15 protein-coding genes are annotated in these 19,715 nt (G+C 68.3%); 7 read left to right on the top strand and 8 right to left on the bottom strand.

All coding sequences use genetic code 11. The features are described 5' to 3' along the window. Positions 1–69: 69 nt before the first annotated feature. Positions 70–1,242, bottom strand: a complete 1,173-nt coding sequence (gene hpnI, locus ACV229_RS20265; RefSeq protein WP_448084879.1) for a bacteriohopanetetrol glucosamine biosynthesis glycosyltransferase HpnI — start codon at positions 1,240–1,242, stop codon at positions 70–72. Positions 1,243–1,868: 626 nt separating this feature from the next. Here hpnI and ACV229_RS20260 point away from each other — a divergent pair. After that, complete coding sequence (locus ACV229_RS20260; protein ID WP_448084878.1) at positions 1,869–2,867, top strand: LLM class flavin-dependent oxidoreductase; 999 nt, start codon at positions 1,869–1,871, stop codon at positions 2,865–2,867. Positions 2,868–2,903: 36 nt separating this feature from the next. On the opposite strand, the gene ACV229_RS20255 is transcribed toward ACV229_RS20260, so the two are convergent. Further along, on the bottom strand, positions 2,904–3,965 hold the full coding sequence (locus ACV229_RS20255) for an alpha/beta fold hydrolase (RefSeq protein WP_448084877.1): 1,062 nt from the start codon (positions 3,963–3,965) through the stop codon (positions 2,904–2,906). Positions 3,966–4,131: 166 nt separating this feature from the next. Here ACV229_RS20255 and pdxY point away from each other — a divergent pair, with 166 nt between their 5' ends. The 3 genes from pdxY (at position 4,132) to ACV229_RS20240 (ending at position 8,861) form a co-directional block, all read left to right on the top strand. Further along, positions 4,132–4,992, top strand: coding sequence for a pyridoxal kinase PdxY (gene pdxY, locus ACV229_RS20250; RefSeq protein ID WP_448084876.1), 861 nt, complete (start codon positions 4,132–4,134; stop codon positions 4,990–4,992). Between the two features lie 289 nt (positions 4,993–5,281). Further along, entirely contained in the window at positions 5,282–7,411 is a 2,130-nt protein-coding gene (locus ACV229_RS20245) for a phosphocholine-specific phospholipase C (protein ID WP_448084875.1), read from the top strand. A 307-nt stretch (positions 7,412–7,718) separates the two neighbouring features. Continuing rightward, positions 7,719–8,861 carry a branched-chain amino acid ABC transporter substrate-binding protein gene (locus ACV229_RS20240; protein WP_448084874.1) on the top strand — a complete coding sequence of 381 codons (1,143 nt, stop codon included), beginning with the start codon at positions 7,719–7,721 and terminating at the stop codon, positions 8,859–8,861. Positions 8,862–8,949: 88 nt separating this feature from the next. Here the strand turns inward: ACV229_RS20240 and ACV229_RS20235 are convergent, their stop codons facing one another. Beyond that, a complete protein-coding gene (locus ACV229_RS20235; protein ID WP_448084873.1) occupies positions 8,950–9,711 on the bottom strand; it encodes a FadR/GntR family transcriptional regulator in 762 nt (253 codons plus the stop codon). A 293-nt stretch (positions 9,712–10,004) separates the two neighbouring features. Here ACV229_RS20235 and gudD point away from each other — a divergent pair, with 293 nt between their 5' ends. Next, positions 10,005–11,357: a glucarate dehydratase gene (gene gudD, locus ACV229_RS20230; protein WP_448084872.1), complete on the top strand. Its 1,353-nt coding sequence runs from the start codon at positions 10,005–10,007 to the stop codon at positions 11,355–11,357. A gap of 136 nt (positions 11,358–11,493) precedes the next feature. Here gudD and ACV229_RS20225 read toward each other — a convergent pair whose 3' ends face one another. The 3 genes from ACV229_RS20225 to ACV229_RS20215 all read right to left on the bottom strand — a co-directional run bounded on the left by ACV229_RS20225 (position 11,494) and on the right by ACV229_RS20215 (position 14,122). Beyond that, positions 11,494–11,958 carry a DUF2214 family protein gene (locus tag ACV229_RS20225; protein ID WP_448084871.1) on the bottom strand — a complete coding sequence of 155 codons (465 nt, stop codon included), beginning with the start codon at positions 11,956–11,958 and terminating at the stop codon, positions 11,494–11,496. Positions 11,959–12,016: 58 nt separating this feature from the next. After that, positions 12,017–12,823 carry a hypothetical protein gene (locus tag ACV229_RS20220; protein ID WP_448084870.1) on the bottom strand — a complete coding sequence of 269 codons (807 nt, stop codon included), beginning with the start codon at positions 12,821–12,823 and terminating at the stop codon, positions 12,017–12,019. Between the two features lie 234 nt (positions 12,824–13,057). Continuing rightward, positions 13,058–14,122: a glycosyltransferase family 4 protein gene (locus tag ACV229_RS20215; protein WP_448084869.1), complete on the bottom strand. Its 1,065-nt coding sequence runs from the start codon at positions 14,120–14,122 to the stop codon at positions 13,058–13,060. Between the two features lie 570 nt (positions 14,123–14,692). Here ACV229_RS20215 and ACV229_RS20210 point away from each other — a divergent pair. Then, a complete protein-coding gene (locus tag ACV229_RS20210) occupies positions 14,693–16,531 on the top strand; it encodes an ABC transporter ATP-binding protein (RefSeq protein ID WP_448084868.1) in 1,839 nt (612 codons plus the stop codon). A gap of 131 nt (positions 16,532–16,662) precedes the next feature. Here the strand turns inward: ACV229_RS20210 and otsA are convergent, their stop codons facing one another. Further along, positions 16,663–18,042, bottom strand: coding sequence for an alpha,alpha-trehalose-phosphate synthase (UDP-forming) (otsA, locus tag ACV229_RS20205; protein ID WP_448084867.1), 1,380 nt, complete (start codon positions 18,040–18,042; stop codon positions 16,663–16,665). Beyond that, complete coding sequence (gene otsB / locus ACV229_RS20200; RefSeq protein ID WP_448084866.1) at positions 18,039–18,791, bottom strand: trehalose-phosphatase; 753 nt, start codon at positions 18,789–18,791, stop codon at positions 18,039–18,041. Before otsB ends, otsA begins: the two co-directional genes overlap by 4 nt. 282 nt (positions 18,792–19,073) lie before the next feature. Here otsB and ACV229_RS20195 point away from each other — a divergent pair, with 282 nt between their 5' ends. Then, a complete protein-coding gene (locus ACV229_RS20195; RefSeq protein WP_448084865.1) occupies positions 19,074–19,709 on the top strand; it encodes an SCO family protein in 636 nt (211 codons plus the stop codon). Positions 19,710–19,715 lie beyond the last annotated feature (6 nt).

Raw genomic sequence — 19,715 nt, 5'->3', positions numbered from 1 at the left:
AGTAAAAAAACCGCGGGCCGCCACACGGGCGCCCGCTCTCGGAATAGGTGTCGGACCGCGCCGCGCCGCTCAGCGGCCGTCGCCGCCCTCGACGGCCGTCGCGCGCTCGCCGCCGACGACCGTCATCCTGGCGCCGCGCCACACGACCTGCGTGCCGAATGCCGCGACGAGCCACTCGAACGCGAGCAGCGTGTCGCGCACCGCGACGAGCGGCAGATCGCGCCAGAACGCGCGCCAGCCGTCCTCGCCGCGTGCATGCAGCACGAGCCGCCCGAACGCGCCCGCAGCGGCGGCCGCACCCGCCAGCGTGCCGGCGAACGTGCCGTCGAGCCGCAGCGCGAGCCCCGCGCCGATCGCGAGCCACGGCACGGTGAACGTGATGAACAGAAACGCGAAACCGGCCGGGTTCAGCGACCGGATCGTGCGCAGCCAGCGCGTCTCGCGGTGCCAGAGCGGCCCGAACGACGCTTCGATCACGTCGGTCGCGACCTCGACCTCGGACAGCACCGTGCGCCGGCCGAGCCGGCGCGGCAGCTCGGCGAGCCAGAAATCGTCGGCCAGCTCGTCCTTCAGCGCCTTGAAGCCGCCGATCCGGTCGAGCGTATCGCGCGTGAGCGCAAGCGTCGCGCCGAAGCCGAAGCGGCTCGAGCGGCCGAGGTGCGTGATCCGCACGGACGGCGCGAACCATGCGTCGACGAACTGTGCGCCGATGCGCGTCCAGAACCCGCCGACACTGCGCGCATGATACAGGCACGTGACGACACCGACCGACGTATCCGCGAGCGGCGCGGTCACGCGCTCGAGATAGTCGGGCTTCACCGCGATGTCGCTGTCGGCGATCACGATCCGCCCGTACTTCGCGCGGTCGGCCAGGTTGATCAGGTTGCTGACCTTCAGGTTCTTGCCATAGACCCGCGCGTCGATCACGAGCGTGATGTCGCATTCGGGGTAGTCCGCGCGCAGCCGCTCGACGACCGCGACCGCCGGATCGGCTGCCGACGCGACGCCGAACAGCACCTCATAACGCGGGTGACGCTGCTCGCAGAAGGTCGCAAGGTTCTCGTACAGGTGCGGTTCCGCGCCGCACAGAGGCTTGAGCACGCTGACGGGCTCGAAACCGTCGCGCGCGGCTGTGCGCGGCGTGCTCGGACGCGGCGCGAACGCGGCGACGAGCGCATAGCCGGCCGCAGCCAGCGTGAACGCGATCAGCAGCCAGTCGATGAGCGTTGCAGCAGGCGTCATGCGAGGCACCCTCCGGCGGCAACGCCGCGGCGGGCATCGATGGTGCGTGTACTGGATGTTCCGATTGGGACGAACGCGGGCACGACCCGACTCCTTGTTCCGGCAGCGTCTGAAGAATTGGGGGGATTCATACCCGAAAGCGGCCATGCCCCCTCTCGCGAGGCACTCCCCGCGCGACGCCCGGGCGGGACGCAGGAAGATCGAACGGTAATCGTCAGTCAGAAAAACATGGACCAAGCGCCGGATTTTAGCAGTCACCGGCATCGAGCGCTTGGCGACCCAGGCAACGGACTGGTGCAGAATCGGCAAAATCCCGTAAAGGAGAACCATTCCGGCACAGCCTCGTTCACACTAGCGTAAGCGCTTTGCAGGCGTATTGCAGCCTTCGTGAAGAGGCCTTTCGTGCATTTTTGTGTCTGAGTGCGATATCGCACCCAATCGCCGTAAAAATCCGTAATTTACCGACCATTACAGCGATTCATGCAACAATCGAAAATGCCGCTTACGCACCCCTGACGGCATCAGGGGTTTCCGCGCGCCGCCAGCACGTTCCGGAGCCCTTTGGCAAAATCGTCCGATCTGTTGCGTCTGCGCATCACCGCGCAGCCCCGTTCGAAGGCCATCCGATGACCCTGTTTTCCGTACTCGATCTTGCTCCCATTCCGGCCGGCGCCGACGTCGCGCAGGCCTTTCGCAACACCCTCGATCTCGCGCAGCACGCCGAGCGCTGGGGCTTCCACCGCTACTGGCTCGCGGAGCACCACAACATGCCCGGCATCGCGAGCGCCGCGACCGCCGTCGTGATCGGCCACGTCGCCGGCGGCACGAAGACGATCCGCGTCGGCTCCGGCGGCATCATGCTGCCGAACCATGCGCCGCTCGTGATCGCCGAGCAGTTCGGCACGCTCGCGTCGCTGTACCCGGGCCGGATCGACCTCGGGCTCGGCCGCGCGCCGGGCACCGACCAGACCACGTCTCGCGCGCTGCGCCGCGACCTGATCGGCAGCGCCGACGCGTTCCCCGACGACGTCGCCGAGCTGCTCCGCTACTTCGCTGAGCCGGCGCCCGGCCAGCGCGTGCGCGCGGTGCCCGGCGCCGGGCTCGACGTGCCGGTCTGGCTGCTCGGCTCGAGCCTGTTCAGCGCGCAGCTCGCCGCGATGCTCGGCCTGCCGTTCGCGTTCGCGTCGCATTTCGCGCCCGACTACCTGATGCGCGCGCTGGAGCTCTATCGCGCGCAGTATCGGCCGTCGGCCGCGTGGCCGAAACCGTATGCAATGGTGGGCGTGAACGTGTTCGCGGCGGACACCGACGACGAAGCGCGGCGCCTGTTCACGTCGCTGCAGCAGCAGTTCATCAACCTGCGGCGCGGCACGCCGGGCAAGCTGCCGCCGCCCGTCGACGTACTCGAGGCGAACGAGCTCGAGCTCGCGAATGTCGCGCATGCGCTGTCGTTCGCTGCGGTCGGTTCGCGCGATACCGTGCGCGACCGGCTGCGCGACCGGATCGCGCAGACCGGCGCGGACGAGCTGATCATTACCGCGCAGATCCATGACCACTCGGCGCGGCTGCGCTCGTTCGAGCTCGCCGCACAGATCCGCGACGAACTCGCGAGCGAAGCGCGCTGAGTTGCCGGGCCGACGGCGGCCGCACGCGGCCCGTCGTCACTGCGGGTGCACCTGCTCGAGTCCGTCGAGCAGCGCCTTGTGGAACGTGTCCGGATCCTGGAGCTGCGGCGCATGGCCGAGCGCCGGGAACTCGACGAGCTGCGCGCCGGGAATCGCCACCTGCGTGCGCTTCGCGAGCTCGGGATAGTGGCCGAGCTTCGCGTGGACGTCCGGCGGCGATACGTCCTTGCCGATCGCGGTCGTGTCCTTGTCGCCGATCATCAGCAGCGTCGGCACGCGGATCGCGCCGAGCTCGTAGACGACGGGCTGCGTGAGGATCATGTCGTAGATCAGCGCGGAATTCCACGCGACCGCGTCCCGCCCTGGCCCGCGATACATCCCGGCGAGCATCTGCACCCAGCGCTCGTACGCCGGCGACCACTTGCCCGCGTAGTACGTCGCCTGCTCGTAGCGGCGGATGCCGTCGGCCGTCGTCTTCAGCTCGCGCGCATACCAGTAGTCGACCGACAGCGGCGGCACGCCGAGCGCCTTCCAGTCCTCCAGACCGATCGGGTCGACCAGCACGAGCTGGTCGGTCGCCTTCGGGTACATCAGCGCATAGCGGATTGCGAGCATGCCGCCCGTCGAATGGCCGACGAGCGTCGCGGACTTCACGCCGAGCGATTCGAGCAGCGCATGCGTGTTGTGCGCGAGCTGCTGGAAGCTGTACTGATAGCGCTCGGGCTTCGACGACTTGCAGAAGCCGATCTGGTCCGGTGCGATCACGCGGTAGCCGGCATGGCTCAGCACCTCGATCGATTCTTCCCACGTCGCCGCGCAGAAGTTCTTCCCGTGCAGCAGCACGACGGTGCGGCCATTCGGATGCGCGGGCTGCACGTCCATGTACATCATCTCGAGCGTCTCGCGCTGCGATATGAACGCGTAGCGATGCACGGGCTCCGGATAAGTGAACCCCTCCAGCCGCGGGCCGTACGCGGGCCCGTCGTTGCTGCCGGGCGCGGGCGTCGCGACGGACGCGGCAGACGCCGCGCAGGCGGCGAAGCACGCGCCGAGCACGGCGGCACGCGACGCAAACAACATCTTGCAAATCGAAACCATGGCGGACACGATGAGTGAAAACGCAAGCGGACAGCGCCGCGCCCCGCGATTCTACGCGGTCGCGCTGACGGCGGCGCGCAACACTCCGTTGCCGCGCGACTTTCTCGCATGCGGGGAACTCGGGTATCGTGTGACGTGACCCTGAACCGCATGCAGGCGAATTCCCATGAAAAACGTCCTCAGCATTCAGTCTCACGTGATCTACGGCCACGCAGGCAACAGCGCGGCCGTGTTCCCGATGCAGCGCCTCGGCGTCAACGTCTGGCCGCTCAACACCGTCCAACTGTCGAACCACATGCAGTACGGCCACTGGGCCGGCAGTGCGATCGACGCCCCGAAGATGGAGCAGCTCGTCGACGGCATCGCCGCGATCGGCGCGCTCAAGCGCTGCGACGCGGTGCTCTCCGGCTTCCTCGGCTCCCCCGCGCAGGCGCGCGCGACGGTCGAGATCGTGCGGTCGGTGAAGGCGATGAATCCGAACGCATGGTACTTCTGCGATCCGGCGATGGGCCAGACGGGCGGCATCCGTCCCGAACCGGGCGTCGAGGAGTTCATCGTCCACGAGATGCCCGCGCTCGCGGACGGCATGGCGCCGAATCACACCGAACTCCAGAAGCTCGCCGGACGGCGCATCGAGACCGTCGCCGAAGCGGTCGAGGCGTGCCGCGCGCTGATCCGCCGCGGCCCGCAGGTCGTTCTCGTCAAGCACCTGCACGACCGCAACAGTCCGGCCGACCGCTTCAACATGCTGGCCGTCACCGATACCGAGGCATGGATCGGCCAGCGTCCGCTGTACGCGTTTCCGCGCCATCCGGTCGGCGTCGGCGACCTGACGAGCGCGATCTTCGTCGCGCGGCGGCTGCGCGGCGACTCGGTGCGCGCGGCATTCGAGCACACGCTCGCGGCCGTGCACGCGGTCGTCAAGGCCACCTACGACGCGCGCCGCTACGAGCTCGAACTCATCGCCGCGCAGGACGAGATCGCCAGCCCGAGCGAGTGGTTCGGCGCGTGGGTCACGGACGTCTGACGGCCTGGGCCGCGTGACGACGCCCGACGCACATTGCCCAACGTACATCGTCGCGCGCCGGGGCCGGCCGTTACGGCCGTCATCGCCGTCATGGCCGGTTCGCACGCGTACCCGCGGCGCTGCCCTGCCCGTCCGCGCAAACGTTTCCGTTCTTCACAGGAATGACACCGTTTCGCCGCTATGCTCGCGGCGGCACGGCCCGGGGGCGTCCGCCTGTCGCGTCCCGGGGCCGACCCACCTGCATCACTTCCCGCCTTCCGGCGCCCTACCTTTCCGCACGATACCGACCATGACCCGATCGAACCGTCGTGACTTCCTGCGTCTTGCCGCCGGCACCGCCGGCGCGGCCGCGCTGAACCTGTTCCCGCCCGTGATCCGCGAAGCGCTCGCGATTCCCGCGAACCGCCGCACCGGCACGATCCGCGACATCGAACACATCGTGATCCTGATGCAGGAGAACCGCTCGTTCGACCACTACTTCGGGACGCTGCGCGGCGTGCGCGGCTTTGGCGACCCGCGCGCGCTGCGCCTTCTGAACGGCAAGTCGGTGTTCCACCAGCCGGTCGGCCCGGCCGATCTGCTGCCGTTCCATCCGGGCGCGGACAAGCTCGGCATGCAGTTCCTGCAGGACCTGCCGCACGGCTGGCAGGACATGCACGCCGCATGGAACAAGGGCCGCTACGACCAGTGGGTGCCGAACAAGGGCACGACGACGATGGCGTACCTGAAGCGCGACGACATCCCGTTCCATTACCAGCTCGCCGACGCGTTCACGATCTGCGACGCGTATCACTGCGCGATCCCGAGCTCGACCGACCCGAACCGCTACTACATGTGGACGGGCTACGTCGGCAACGACGGCACGGGCGGCGGCCCCGTGCTCGGCAACGAGGAGGCGGGCTACGGCTGGACCACGTATCCGGAAGTGCTGGAAAACGCCGGCGTGTCGTGGAAGATCTACCAGGACATCGGCACCGGCCTGAACGCCGCCGGCTCGTGGGGCTGGACGCAAAACCCGTACATCGGCAACTACGGCGACAACTCGCTGCTCTACTTCAACCAGTACCGCAACGCGGTGCCCGGCATGCCGCTGTACGACAAGGCGCGCACCGGCACCAACATCAGCGCGGGCGGCACGCTGTTCGACGTCCTGCAGCAGGACGTGACGAACGGCACGCTGCCGCAGGTGTCGTGGATCTGCGCGCCGGAAGCGTATTCGGAGCATCCGAACTGGCCGGCCAACTACGGCGCGTGGTACATCGAGCAAGTGCTGAAGGTGCTCGTGTCGAACCCGGACGTGTGGAGCAAGACCGCGCTCTTCATCACCTACGACGAGAACGACGGCTTCTTCGATCACGTGCCGCCGCCGTTCGCGCCGCAATCGCGCGACAACGGGCTGTCGACGGTCGCGACCACGAACGAAGTGTTTGCCGGCGATGCGTCCCACATGGCCGGCCCGTACGGTCTCGGGCCGCGCGTGCCGATGCTCGTCGTGTCGCCGTGGACGAAGGGCGGCTGGGTCTGTTCGCAGACGTTCGATCACACGTCGCTGCTGCAATTCATCGAGGCGCGCTTCGGCTCGCAGTACGCGGTCGCTGCGGCGAACGTGTCGCCGTGGCGCCGTACGGTGTGCGGCAACCTGACGTCCGCGTTCGACTTCTCGACGCCCGACGCAAGCTGGCCGCAGCTCCCGGACACGAGCGGCTACGCGCCGCCCGACCGCAACCGCCATCCCGACTACGTCCCGATCCCGCCGGTCGTCCAGCATCTGCCGAAGCAGGAGCGCGGCCTGCGTCCCGCGCGTGCGTTGCCGTACGAACTGTTCGTGCACGGGCGGATCGACAACGCGAGCGGCCAGTTCCGGCTGACCTTCGCGAACACCGGCGCCGCGGGCGCGGCGTTCCAGGTCCAGGCGCGCAACCGCGTCGACGGCCCGTGGACCTATACGGTCGACGCCGGCAAGCGGCTTTCCGACGCGTGGAGCCCCGCGCCGTCGCTCGGCCTGTACGACCTCGACGTGTACGGCCCGAACGGCTTCTACTGCCACTTCCGCAGCCCCGCCGCGTCGGCGGTCGGGCCCGTGAGCGTCAACCCCGAGGTGCTCTACGGCTACGACGTCGCGAACGGCAACATCACGCTGCGCCTGATGAACCGCGGCCACCGGGCGGTGCGGCTCAAGGTGACGAGCGCATACGGCCACGCCCATGCGCGCGAGTTCGACCTCGAGCCGGGTACGCACGTCGACGACTACTGGGACCTGCGCGGCAGCCACGGCTGGTACGATCTGACCGTCAGCGACGGCAAGCCGCTCGGCTTCCAGCGCCGCTTCGCCGGCCACGTCGAGACGGGTCGCCCGAGCACGAGCGACCCGCTGATCCGGACCGAGTCGGCATCCGAATCCGACGCCGCGTCCGAGTAACGCCATCGCCACGCGCCGGCCGTTCGACACGGCCGGCGCTCCGCCGCTGCGGGCGTGGTGCCAGCCTCCGTCGCGCCCGCCTCTCCGCGTTCCCGCACGGGAAATCCCTCATCGCCGCTCAGCCTTGTCGCGCGGACGCTGTGCGCAAATTCGCATCTTTCGTGCGCCGAATCGACAAGACTCGCCCAATTTGGCCCCCTATAACTCGTCGTCAGACGCTCGGGCCCGCCGTCGGCAGGGCTTGCAGAAGCGTCGCACGCGCGCGCCCATGCGTGCGTTTTCGTGTCTCGCCGCCCAAGGAACGAACATGAAATTCCGCCATTCGCTGCTGTCCCTATCGCTTGCCTCCGCTCTTGCCGTCATCGCGCATCAAGCCGCTGCCGCGGACGATGCGGTCAAGGTCGGCTTTGCCGCCCCGCTCACCGGCGTCAACGCCGGCTACGGCAAGGATCTGCAGGACGGCGTCCAGCTCGCGCTCGACGACGCCGCCGCGCAGAAGGTGCAGATCGCCGGCAAGCCGGCGCACTTCGATCTCGTCGTGCAGGACGACCAGGCCGACCCGCGGATCGGCGTGCAGGCCGCGCAAAGCCTCGTCGACCAGAACGTGTCGGTGGTCGTCGGCCACTTCAACTCCGGCACGACGATTCCGGCGTCGGTCGTCTACGACAAGGCCGGCATCCCCGTCATCGATCCGGCCGCGACCAACTCGACGCTGACGTCGCGCGGGCTCGCGAACATGTTCATGGTGATCGCGACCGACGGCCAGAACGCCGGCAATGCGGGCAAGTACGCGGTCGACGTGACGAAGGCGAAGCGCATCGCGATCATCGACGACCGCACCGCGTTCGGCCAGGGCGAGGCCGACGAATTCGAGAAGGCCGTGAAGGCCGCCGGCGGCTCGATCGTCGCGCGCGAGTTCACGAGCAACCAGGCGGTCGATTTCCGCGCGCAGATCACGAGCCTGAAAGGCAAGAATCCCGACCTGATCTTCTTCGGCGGGCTCGACTCGCTCGCCGCGAACTTCATCAAGCAGATGCGCCAGCTCGGGCTGAACGCGCAATTCGTCGGCGGCGGCGGCGTGAAGGACAACGAGTTCATCAAGATTGCCGGTCCCGCCGCCGAAGGCGCGATGGCATGGGAATACGGCCGACCGCTCGACGAGCTGCCGCAGGGGAAGGATTTCGAGCAGCGCTTCAAGAAGCGCTTCGGCGTCGACGTGCTGTCGTACGCGCAGTTCGGCTACGACGCGACCTGGGCCGCGATCAAGGCGATGCAGGCAGCCGGCTCGACCGATCCGAAGGTCTATCGCCCGGCGCTGAAGAAGGTCGATTTCGAAGGCGTCACCGGCCGCATCTCGTTCGCGAACGACGGCTCGCTGAAGAGCGGCATGTCGACGCTGTACCAGGTGAAGGGCGGGACGTGGAAGACGATCGTATCGAAGGGCGGTTAAATTGTACGACGACTGACGTTAAGAGCAACCGTCCCCCAGTTGCTCCGAAGGCGGCCCGCCCTGCCGAACCCGGGCCGCCCGCCCACCCTCACTCGGCGTGCACGTCGCGCTCGGCCTCGGCGGCCTCGTGCGCGCGGCGCAGCCGCTCGCGGCTGTTGGTCAGGTGCGTGCGCATCGCGGCGCGCGCGGCCTCCGGGTCGTGACGCGCGATCGCCTCGTAGATGTCCTCGTGCTCGTGGTTCAGCCGCCCGACGTAGCGCTCGAGGTCGTCGCCCGCGAAGCGCGCGGAGTTCACCCGCGTGCGCGGGATGATCGACGCACCAAGCTGCGTCATGATGTCGACGAAGTACCGGTTGCCGGTCGATTGCGCAATCTGCAGGTGAAACTGGTAGTCGAGCTGCGCGGTATCGCGGCCGCCACCCGATCCCGACGCAATCGCGTCGAGCGCGCGCCGCAGCGCAGCGAGATCCGCATCGTTCGCGCGCTGCGCGGCAAGGCTCGCGCACTCGCTTTCGAGACTGATGCGCAGCTCGAGCACCGCGAGCACGTCGCGCAGCGTCGTGATCGTCGCGGGATCGATGCCGAGCGCCTGGCGGCGCGACGGCTCGAGCACGAAGCTGCCGATGCCGTGGCGCGTCTCGATGAGGCCGCTCGCCTGCATCCGCGAGATCGCTTCGCGCACGACCGTGCGGCTCACGCCCTGCGTGGCCATCACTTCGGTTTCGGTCGGCAGCTTGTCGCCGGGGCGCAGCGTGCCGCCCTCGATCTGCGCGGTCAGCGCGTCGACGACATCTTGTGCGAGGCTGCGCGCGCGACGGCGCGGCGCAGCAGGGAGCGTAGGCACGGACATGGTGGCCGGTTCCTTATTGAATAATCGTGTCGGTAAGCCGAGGGTTTACGCGGGGTTTGAGCGAAAGGCGATGATTCATTATACTGCGTCACAAGTCATCCGACGACTGATGATCGCTGCATTCGTCTCCTGGCATCGAGCCTTTCATCCCGCTATCGTGGATTCATTGCGTCGTGCGGCGACCGTAGACGATCCGCGCACGTCGGTTGTCGAATGATCGCACCTCCTGCCGCGCGGGGCAAAGCTTTTGCCGCGCCCGGCACCCGTCACCCTTTTGTCATCGCCGCCCGCCCATGAACGACGCCACTACCCCGCCCCTTCACGACACGCCGCGCATCGTCGACCTGCAAGCGATTCCGGTTGCCGGTCACGACAGCATGCTGCTCAACCTGAGCGGCGCACACGGTCCGTTCTTCACCCGCAACCTCGTGATCCTGAAGGACAGCGCGGGCCGGACCGGGGTCGGCGAAGTGCCGGGCGGCGAGAGCATCCGCCGCACGCTCGACGACGCGCGCGCACTCGTCGTCGGCCAGCCGGTCGGCAATTACCATGCGGTGCTGAACGACGTGCGCCGCCGCTTCGCGGACCGCGACGCGGGCGGCCGCGGCCTGCAGACCTTCGACCTGCGCACGACGATCCATGCGGTCACCGCGCTCGAGGCCGCCCTGCTCGACCTGCTCGGCCAGCACCTCGGCGTGCCCGTCGCCGCGCTGCTCGGTGAAGGACAGCAGCGCGAGCGCGTCGAGATGCTCGGCTACCTGTTCTACGTCGGCGACCGGACCCGGACCGCGCTGCCCTACCGCGACAGCAGCGGCGCGACCGACGAATGGACGCGCGTGCGCAACGAGCCTGCGCTGACGCCGGAAACGGTCGTGCGCCTCGCCGAGGCCGCGCACGCGCGCTACGGTTTCAACGACTTCAAGCTGAAGGGCGGCGTGTTCGAAGGCGCGCGCGAGATCGAGGCCGTGACGGCGCTCGCCGAGCGCTTCCCCGACGCGCGCGTGACGCTTGACCCGAACGGCGCCTGGTCGCTGGACGAAGCGGTGCGGCTGTGCCGCGACCTCCATCACGTGCTGGCTTATGCGGAAGACCCGTGCGGCGCGGAAAACGGCTACTCGGGCCGCGAAGTGATGGCGGAATTTCGCCGTGCGACCGGGCTGCCGACCGCGACCAACATGATCGCGACCGACTGGCGACAGATGGGCCACGCGGTGCAGCTGCATGCGGTCGACATTCCGCTCGCCGATCCGCACTTCTGGACGATGCAGGGTTCGGTGCGCGTCGCGCAGATGTGCCGCGACTGGGACCTGACCTGGGGCTCGCACTCGAACAACCACTTCGACGTGTCGCTCGCGATGTTCACGCACGTCGCGGCGGCCGCGCCGGGCAAGGTCACGGCGATCGACACGCACTGGATCTGGCAGGACGGCGAGTGCCTCACGCGCGAGCCGCTGAAGATCGAGAACGGGCTCGTGGACGTGCCGAAGCGGCCGGGGCTCGGCATCGAGCTCGACATGGACGCGGTTGCGGCAGCGCACGAGCTGTACAAGCAGCACGGTCTCGGCGCACGCGACGATGCGGCGGCGATGCAGTATCTGATCCCGGGGTGGACGTTCAACAACAAGCGCCCGTGCCTCGTGCGCTGAGCGAAGTTCGGGCCGGGCGGTGGGATGTTGCTGCCGCCCTGCCCGGCCGGGCCTGGCCGGCCGCCCCTACCCGGCCAGGCCTAGCCGGCCGCACCTACCCGGCCGGGCCTAGCCGGCCGCACCTACCCGGCCAGGCCTAGCCGGCCGCCCCAATCCCCCGCGCCATCCCCGATGCCGCGAACACGATCACGATGACGAGCAGCGCCTGCCAATGGCCGATGCGGATGTACGTGCGGGCACGGCCCAGATCCGGCATCTGCTGCTGACGCGCAGCGGCGCGCCAGTGGATCAGCCCGAGCATCGGCACGACCTCGAGCAACAGGATCAGTACGAGCGCGGTCATCTTGAGATGGAAGAGCGGCTCGTGCAGGTAATACGCACTGCCCTTCTCGAACCCGCCGAACGCGCGCGCGAGCCCGGTCGCGATCAGCACGAGCGCCGACAGCCCCCAGGCGGCATCGGCCTTGAACACCCCGGGCAGATCGGCGGCCTGCGCCGTTGCGACGACCCGGCGCAACGCGCGATTGCGCGAGGCGACCGCGGCAAACGCGACGCCGAACGCGCTCAGATGAATGGCAGCCAGCAACCAGCGGACGATCATTGCGCCTCCTCTCCTCTATTGCGCTCCGGTATCGCCCGCGCCCGACGCGCCGGCGGGTTCAGACGATCTGCTTGAGCGCCGCGTCGAGCGCGAGCGCGGCGACGCGGTCGCCGTCGGTCGCGAGCGGTGCGCGCATCACGATCTGCCGGTTATGGCCGACGGCCGCCGGCGAATCCCACAACAACTCGACCTTGGGCCGCTTGAACCAGCCCGCGCGGCGCGGCGGCGTGCCCTGCGGTTGACCGCCTTGCGGAGGATCGGCCGCCGCAGCCGCGGCGCCGCCGGGCCAGCGCACCGACAACTCGCGCGCGTCGTACTGGCCGACCTTGCGGCTTTCCATCCAGACGATCGTGGTGCGCGTGACGGTATCGACGGAGATCGCGTAGCGGCCGACCGCAAAGCGCCGCGCGGCGACGTTGGTACGCCACAGCGGCCGGGGCCGGCAGATCCAGACGACGGCCGCGTACAGCGCCGGCGCGGCGACGAGCCAGCCGTTGGTCGCCGTCACCGCGTGCAGCGCGTGACGCCAGCCGGCCGCCAGCCCGTAGGCGCCAATCGACCAGACCGCGAACAGGAAACCGATCAGTGCAAAGAAGCGCAGCGCCTGGCGCAGCCATTGCGGCAGCGGATGGAACGGACGCTCGGCGCGCGCGACCGCGCCCGGCAACGCGAGCAGCAGGAACATCAGCACGAGGTAGACGAATGCCCACGGCGACGACGCCATGGCCGACAGCGACGCGCGATAGCCCATCTCCGACATCGAGAACAGCCACCGGGCGAGCAGCACGAGACCGATCGCGCGCAACGCGAAGATCACGCCGGCGCCGGGGGCCGGGGCTGCGCGCGTGGATTTCGTTCTCGCCAAGACTGCTCTCCTCTCGATGATCTGCAGGGCCGGATTTCACGGCACGGCCATTATAGGGACATTACCGTCTGGACAGACGAACGGCTGGCGTGATGCGCGCGGTTCGGTCCGTTCCTGGCCGCCGGGCGCGGCGAGAATACAACAGATTGGCGCTGCGGATGTGACAACGCCCCGCCGGATGACCCGGACGGGGCGTCAGTGCGAACCAGCCGGTGCGTTGCGCCGGCCCGGCGTTCAGCCTGCGTTGACTTCGCGCAGCACCGTGCGGCGCTTCTGGCGCAGCAGTTCTTCGTAGCCCTTCACGTAGTTGCGCGCCATCACCTTCGACGAGAAGCGCGCTTCGAACGCGGCGCGGACCTGCTCGCGCGGCAGCGTGTGCAGGCGCTTGACGGCCGCGACGGCCGAGATCTCGTCCTCGACGACGAAGCCCGACACGCCGTTGTCGATGACTTCCGGCACCGAACCGCGCTTGAACGCGATCACCGGCGTGCCACAGGCCATCGCCTCGATCATCACGAGGCCGAACGGCTCCGGCCAGTCGATCGGGAACAGCAGCGCATGCGCGTTGCCGAGGAATTCGGTCTTCTCGGATTCGCTGATCTCGCCGATGTACTCGACGTGCGGCAGCGAGAACAGCGGCTTGATCTTCTCTTCGTAGTACGCGCGGTCGGCCTTGTCGAGCTTCGCGGCGATCTTGATCGGCATGCCGGCCTGCTCGGCGATGCGGATCGCCGTGTCGACGCGCTTCTCCGGCGAGATGCGGCCGAGGAACGCGAGGTAGCTCGGCTTCACGTCCGGGATCGGCGTCAGCAGGTTTTCCGGCAGGCCGTGGTAAGTCGTCTGCAGCCAGTTCGCCTGCTGCAGCGGGATGCGCTGGTTGTCGGAGATCGACACGACCGGCACGTCGCTGAACGTATTGAAGATCGGCTGCAGTTCCGGTAGGTCGAGGCGGCCGTGCAGCGTCGTCAGATGCGGCACCGGCTGGCGCGAGAACAGCGGGAACGGATAGTAGTCGATGTGGAAGTGCAGCACGTCGAACTCGTCCGCGCGGCGGCGCACCTGCTCGAGCAGCAGCATGTGCGGGGCCATCACGTCGCGGATCGTCGGGTCGAGGCGCAGCGCCTGCGGCCAGACGGCTTCGAGCTTCGCCGACGTTTGCGAATCGCCGCTCGCGAAGAGCGTGACGTCATGCCCCATCTCGACGAGTGCTTCGGTCAGGTAGGACACCACCCGTTCGGTACCACCGTACAGCTTCGGGGGAACCGCTTCGTGCAACGGAGCGATTTGGGCGATTCGCATGCGTAACTCCTAAAAAATCGGCAATAAACCAGGCGTTGGGTCGGCAGCCTGCCGGCGGTCCCGGCGGGATGCATGTCATCCTAAAAATCGGACGAATCGGCCTGCTGGCGGCGTCGAACCCGCGCTGCACAAGGAGCGTCGGCGACGTGACAGGCTTAGAACGTTTGAAACGAAGACCCGTTGACAGGGGTTCGTAAAAAGTCCAAGACCCGAACCCGGAGCCGATTATCTGGGGTTAATCCCGAGCCGGCGCACAACATTTCAAACTCTTTACTTTGTTACAAAGCGGCAACACTTTGCAACCCGCGGACTTGGGTGTCCGTTCTAGAGTGGAAGGCCTTTTTCGGCATTCCTCACCGCATTCCGCATGATCGGGCACCGAAATACGGTGCATCACGCGCGGCACGGGAAGCCGGATTTTATCTCAAAATTGATCGCGCGCCCTCTGCCGACGGCAAGATTCGCGCGGCGCGATGCCGGGCCTTGTTTACAATGCCGGATTACATCCGGGCGAAGGCCGGCATGCGAGCCGGCCGCGACGCTCAACCATCGAATCACCGCACGCACATTTTGGAAGCTCTCACCCCTGCCCAGCGCAACGCCTACAACGCGAAGCTGTCGAGCTACGCGCACCGGCCGCTCGCGTTCCTGTTCCGCTACATCCGCCTTCATCCGGTCGCGCATCTCGTCGTGCTCGTCAGCGTGCTGGCCGCCGTCGGCTGCGCACTCGGCTCGCAATACGCGATCAAGCACCTGATCGACGTGCTCGCGACCGGCCGCCACCACCCCGGTCCGCTGTGGAGCGCGTTCGCGCTGCTCGTCGGCCTGATCGCCGCCGACAACCTGCTGTGGCGCGTCGGCGGCTGGTTTGCCGCGCATACGTTCGTCGCGGTCACGGGCGACCTGCGGCGCGACCTGTTCCAGTACCTGATCGGCCACTCGCCGACGTACTACGCGGAAAAGCAGCCCGGCACGCTCGCGAGCCGCATCACCGCGACGTCGAACGCCGTCTACACGTCGGAGAACACGATGGCGTGGAACGTGCTGCCGCCGTGCATCGCGGTGATGGGCGCGATCCTGATGATCATCGTCGTCAACCCGCTGATGGCGGCCGGCCTGCTCGGCTGCTCGGCGGTGCTCTCCGTCGTGCTGTTCAAGCTCGCCGGACGCGGCTCCGCGCGCCATCACACGTTCGCGGCGAAGGCCGCGGCGGTCGACGGCGAGCTCGTCGACGTGATCGGCAACATGGGCCTCGTGCGCGCGTTCGGCATGACGCTGCGCGAGCAGAAGCGCTTCGGCGCAACCGTCAAGGCCGAGATGGATGCGCGCCAGCAAAGCCTGCTCTACCTCGAAAAGCTGCGGCTGCTGCACGCGGTGATCACCGCGATGCTGTCCGCCGGCCTGCTCGGCTGGGCGCTGTGGCTGTGGGACCAGGGCCGCGCGACGTCGGGCGACATCGTGCTCGTCAGCTCGCTCGGCTTCACGATCCTGCACGGCACGCGCGATCTCGCGGTTGCGCTCGTCGACGTCACGCAGCACATCGCGCGCCTGTCCGAAGCCGTGAAGACCCTGCTCGAGCCACACGGGATGCCGGACCGCTCCGACGCGGTGCCGCTCGCCGCGCACGGCGGGCGCGTCGACTTCGAACGCGTGACGTTCGCGTATCCGCATCGCCGCCCGATCCTCGACCATTTCGACCTCCATATCGAACCGGGCCAGCGCGTCGGCCTGATCGGCAAGTCCGGCGCCGGCAAGTCGACCGTGCTCGCGCTGCTGCAACGCTTCTACGACACGCAGGACGGCGTCGTGCAGGTCGACGGCCAGGATGTGAAGTCGATCACGCAGGACAGCCTGCGCCACGCGATCGCGCTCGTGCCGCAGGACATCTCGCTGCTGCACCGGACGATCTACGACAACATCGCGTACGGCCGCCCCGAAGCGACGCGGGAGGAAGTGCTCGCCGCGGCGCGCGACGCGCGCTGCGCGGAATTCATCGAGGCGATGCCCGAAGGCTACGACACGATCGTCGGCGACCGCGGCGTCAAGCTGTCGGGCGGCCAGCGCCAGCGCATCGCGATCGCGCGCGCGATCCTGAAGAACGCGCCGATCCTGCTGCTCGACGAAGCGACGTCCGCGCTCGACAGCGCGTCCGAGGAAGCGATCCAGAGCGCGCTCGACCGGCTGATGGTCGGCCGCACGGTGATCGCGATCGCGCACCGCCTGTCGACGCTGCGCAACTTCGACCGGATCATCGTGATGAGCAGCGGCAAGGTGATCGACGACGGCAGCCCCGACGTGCTGCGCAATCGCCCGGGCCTGTACCGCGACCTGCTCGCGAAGCAGCACGGCCGCCATCATGCGGCGGCGCCCGACGGCGGCGGCGCGCCGACCGGCGAACGCGCGGCCTGACGCGCGTTCGCGCCAAAAACAAAGCCGCAGTGCATTGCGCACTGCGGTTTTTTTTCATTCCCGCCGGACCTCCCGAAGGACCGGAAACCAGAACGATCGCCAGGCCGATAACCGGCGCATCGGCCGGCGGCTCACGCGCGCTGCAGGTCGCGCAGGAAGTTGTCGCGCCACACCGACACGTTGTTCTCGCGCAGCTGCGCGATCATGTCCGCATAGCGCGCGCGCCGTTCGGCGACCGGCATCGACAGTGCTCGCGACAGCGCTTCGGCCATGCCGGCGATGTCGATCGGATTGACGATCAGCGCACCCGTCAGCTCGCGCGCGGCGCCGGCGAAACGCGACAGCACCAGCACGCCGGGATCGTCCGGATTCTGCGCGGACACGTATTCCTTCGCGACGAGGTTCATCCCGTCGCGCAGCGGCGTCACGTAGCCGACGCGCGCGAGCCGGTACAGCGCGGCGAGCACCTGGCGATCGTACTGGCGATGGATATAGAGGATCGGCGCCCAGTCGAGCTCCGCGTAACGCCCGTTAATGCGGCCCGACTCCCCTTCGAGCTGCAGCCGGATGTCCTGGTACGCGCGCAGCTCCGCGCGGGTCGACGGCGCGATCTGCAGGAACGACACGCGGTTGCGATGCGACGGCTCGTGCTCGAGCAGCTTCTCGAACGCGCGGAAGCGCTCGACGAGCCCTTTCGAGTAATCGAGCCGGTCGACGCTCATGATCAGCTGGCGGCTGCGCAGCGACGCGGCGAGCGTGCGCACGGCCTTGCCGTGCTCGCCTGCCTGCGCGAGCGACGCGATCTCGTCCGGATGCACGCCGATCGGATACGCGCCGGCCTGCAGCGTCTGGCCAAACGCACGCACGGTCACCGTGCGCGCGTTGCGCTCGACCGTGCCGTCCGCTTCCGATTCGATGTAGTCGCAGAACGCGCGCAGGTCCGGCTCGGTCTGGAAGCCGAGCAGGTCGAACGCGGACAGCGACTCGACGAGCTCGCGGTGCGGCGGCACGTTGACGAGCACCTGTGCGGCCGGAAACGGAATGTGCAGGAAAAAGCCGATGCGGTTCTTCACGCCGGCCGCCCGCAGCGCGCGGGCGAACGGGATCAGGTGGTAGTCGTGCACCCAGATCACGTCGTCGTCCTGCAGGAGCGGCACGAGCTGCTGCGCGAGCCACACGTTCACGCGCGCGTAGCCTTCGAACTCGTGGCGGTCGTACTGGATCAGGTCCGCGCGATAGTGGAACGCGGGCCACAGCGTCGCGTTCGAGAAGCCGCGGTAATACTGTTCGTAGTCGCGCCGCGACAGGCCGATCGTCGCGAACGTGACGGGCCCGTGCTCCTCGACGCGGATCTGCGGCGCGCCGGACGCGACGACTTCGCCGCTCCAGCCGAACCACATGCCGCCGGTTTCCTTCAGCGCGTCGTACACGCCGATCGCGAGCCCCCCGGCCGCCGGCTCGCCTTCGGAAATCGGCGCGACGCGGTTCGAAACGATGATCAGACGGCTCATGCGGGCTGCTTTCCCGCGTCGAGCCATTGCGCGATCTGCGCATGCAGCGCGTCGACCGAGTCGAGCCGCGTGCGCGCGGACGTCTCGCCCGCACCAACCTTGATCGACAGGCCGCCGCGCGCGTTGACGACCGCGAAGCCCTTCTCGTCGGTCAGGTCATCGCCGGCGAACACCGGCACGCGGCCGGCGAACGGCGGCTCGTCGAGGAACGCGGCGAGCGCGCGCCCCTTGTCGACGCCCTTCGGCTTGATCTCGAACACCATCTTGCCCGGCTGCAGCACGTACGCGTCCGCGTACTCGGCCACGAGCCGCTCGGTCGCCTCGCGTGCGATCGGCTCGCGCTCGGGCGCATTGCGGTAATGCAGCGCGACCGCCGCCCCCTTGATTTCGAGCAGCATCCCCGGAACGCGATCGACGACGGCCGCGAGTTCGCGCTCGATGCGCAACAGCCGCGCGTCGTTGAAGCCGATGCGCTGCGTATCGCCGTTCGCGTCGCGCCGTTCCGCGCCGTGCAGGCCCGCGACAGGCAGGTCGGGCATCTTCAGGAACTGGTCGAGGTTGTCGATGCCGCGTCCGGACACGATCGCGACCGCGCCGTGCGAACGTCGCCGCAGTTCGTCGAGGAGCGTGAGCAGGGACGGCGGAACGTGAATGCTGTCGGGCGTCGGCGCCAGCTCGACGAGCGTGCCGTCGAAGTCGAAGAAGAACGCGGTATCGGTCAGTGACAGGGAGGCCGGGACGGATTGCATCGATTCGAAGGTCCGAACGGCGGCCATCGAGGCCACCGCTTCGCGAAAGGAATTAATTGTGCGCATCTTACCGCGCCTTCGCCCGGAGATGGTCGAAACCGCCATCCGACGCAACCCGCGCCGTCAATTGCCGCATCTGCGACATATTGCCCCGATCGCGCGGATCGTACGCGTTTCGACAGGACGCCGCCGCGCGAATTGCGCTACAGTCGCAACCGCCGGCCGCGCGACGCATGGCGCCGCGCCCGCCGTGCGTCCGTTCTGTCCGATCGAGCCCCCTGGATGTCGCCTGCCCGTCCTGCGCCGCACCGGCGCCTCTCTCGCCTCGTCCGCTCCGGCGCGGCCCTCGTCGCCGCGGTGGCGCTCGCCGCCTGCACGCGCAACGAGCCGCCGTGGCACCTGACCGACGTGACCAGCCACCTGCCCGACCTGTCGTTCACGCTGACCGGCGGCGACGGCCGGCCGGTCGACGCGTCCGCGTTTCGCGGCCACGTCGCGCTCGTCTATTTCGGCTACACGCACTGCCCGGATGTCTGCCCGGAAACGATGGCGCGGCTGATGGAAGTGCTCGCGAAGCTCGGCCCGCAGGCACGCGGCGTGCGCATCCTGTTCGTATCGGTCGACCCTGCGCGCGACACGCCGCAGGCGATGCAATCGTATGTCGCCGCGTTCGACGCCGAGCACGCGCGCGGCCTGACCGGCACCGACGGCCAGATCGAATCGCTCGCGAAACGCTATCGCGTCGCGTACCAGATGGAAAAACGCGACCCGTCCGGTGGCTACGAGGTTACGCACAGCTCGGCCGTCTACATCTTCGACGCGAACGGCCGCGCGCGCCTGCTCGCGACCGACCGCGACACCCCCGACGCCATCGCCGCCGATGTGCGCCGGATCCTCGACAACGCCTCATCCACCTGAGCCCCA

The organism is Burkholderia sp. MR1-5-21, from assembly GCF_053427715.1.
Note: the sequence above shows the minus strand (reverse complement) of the source record. Positions and strands in the feature narration are given on the sequence as shown.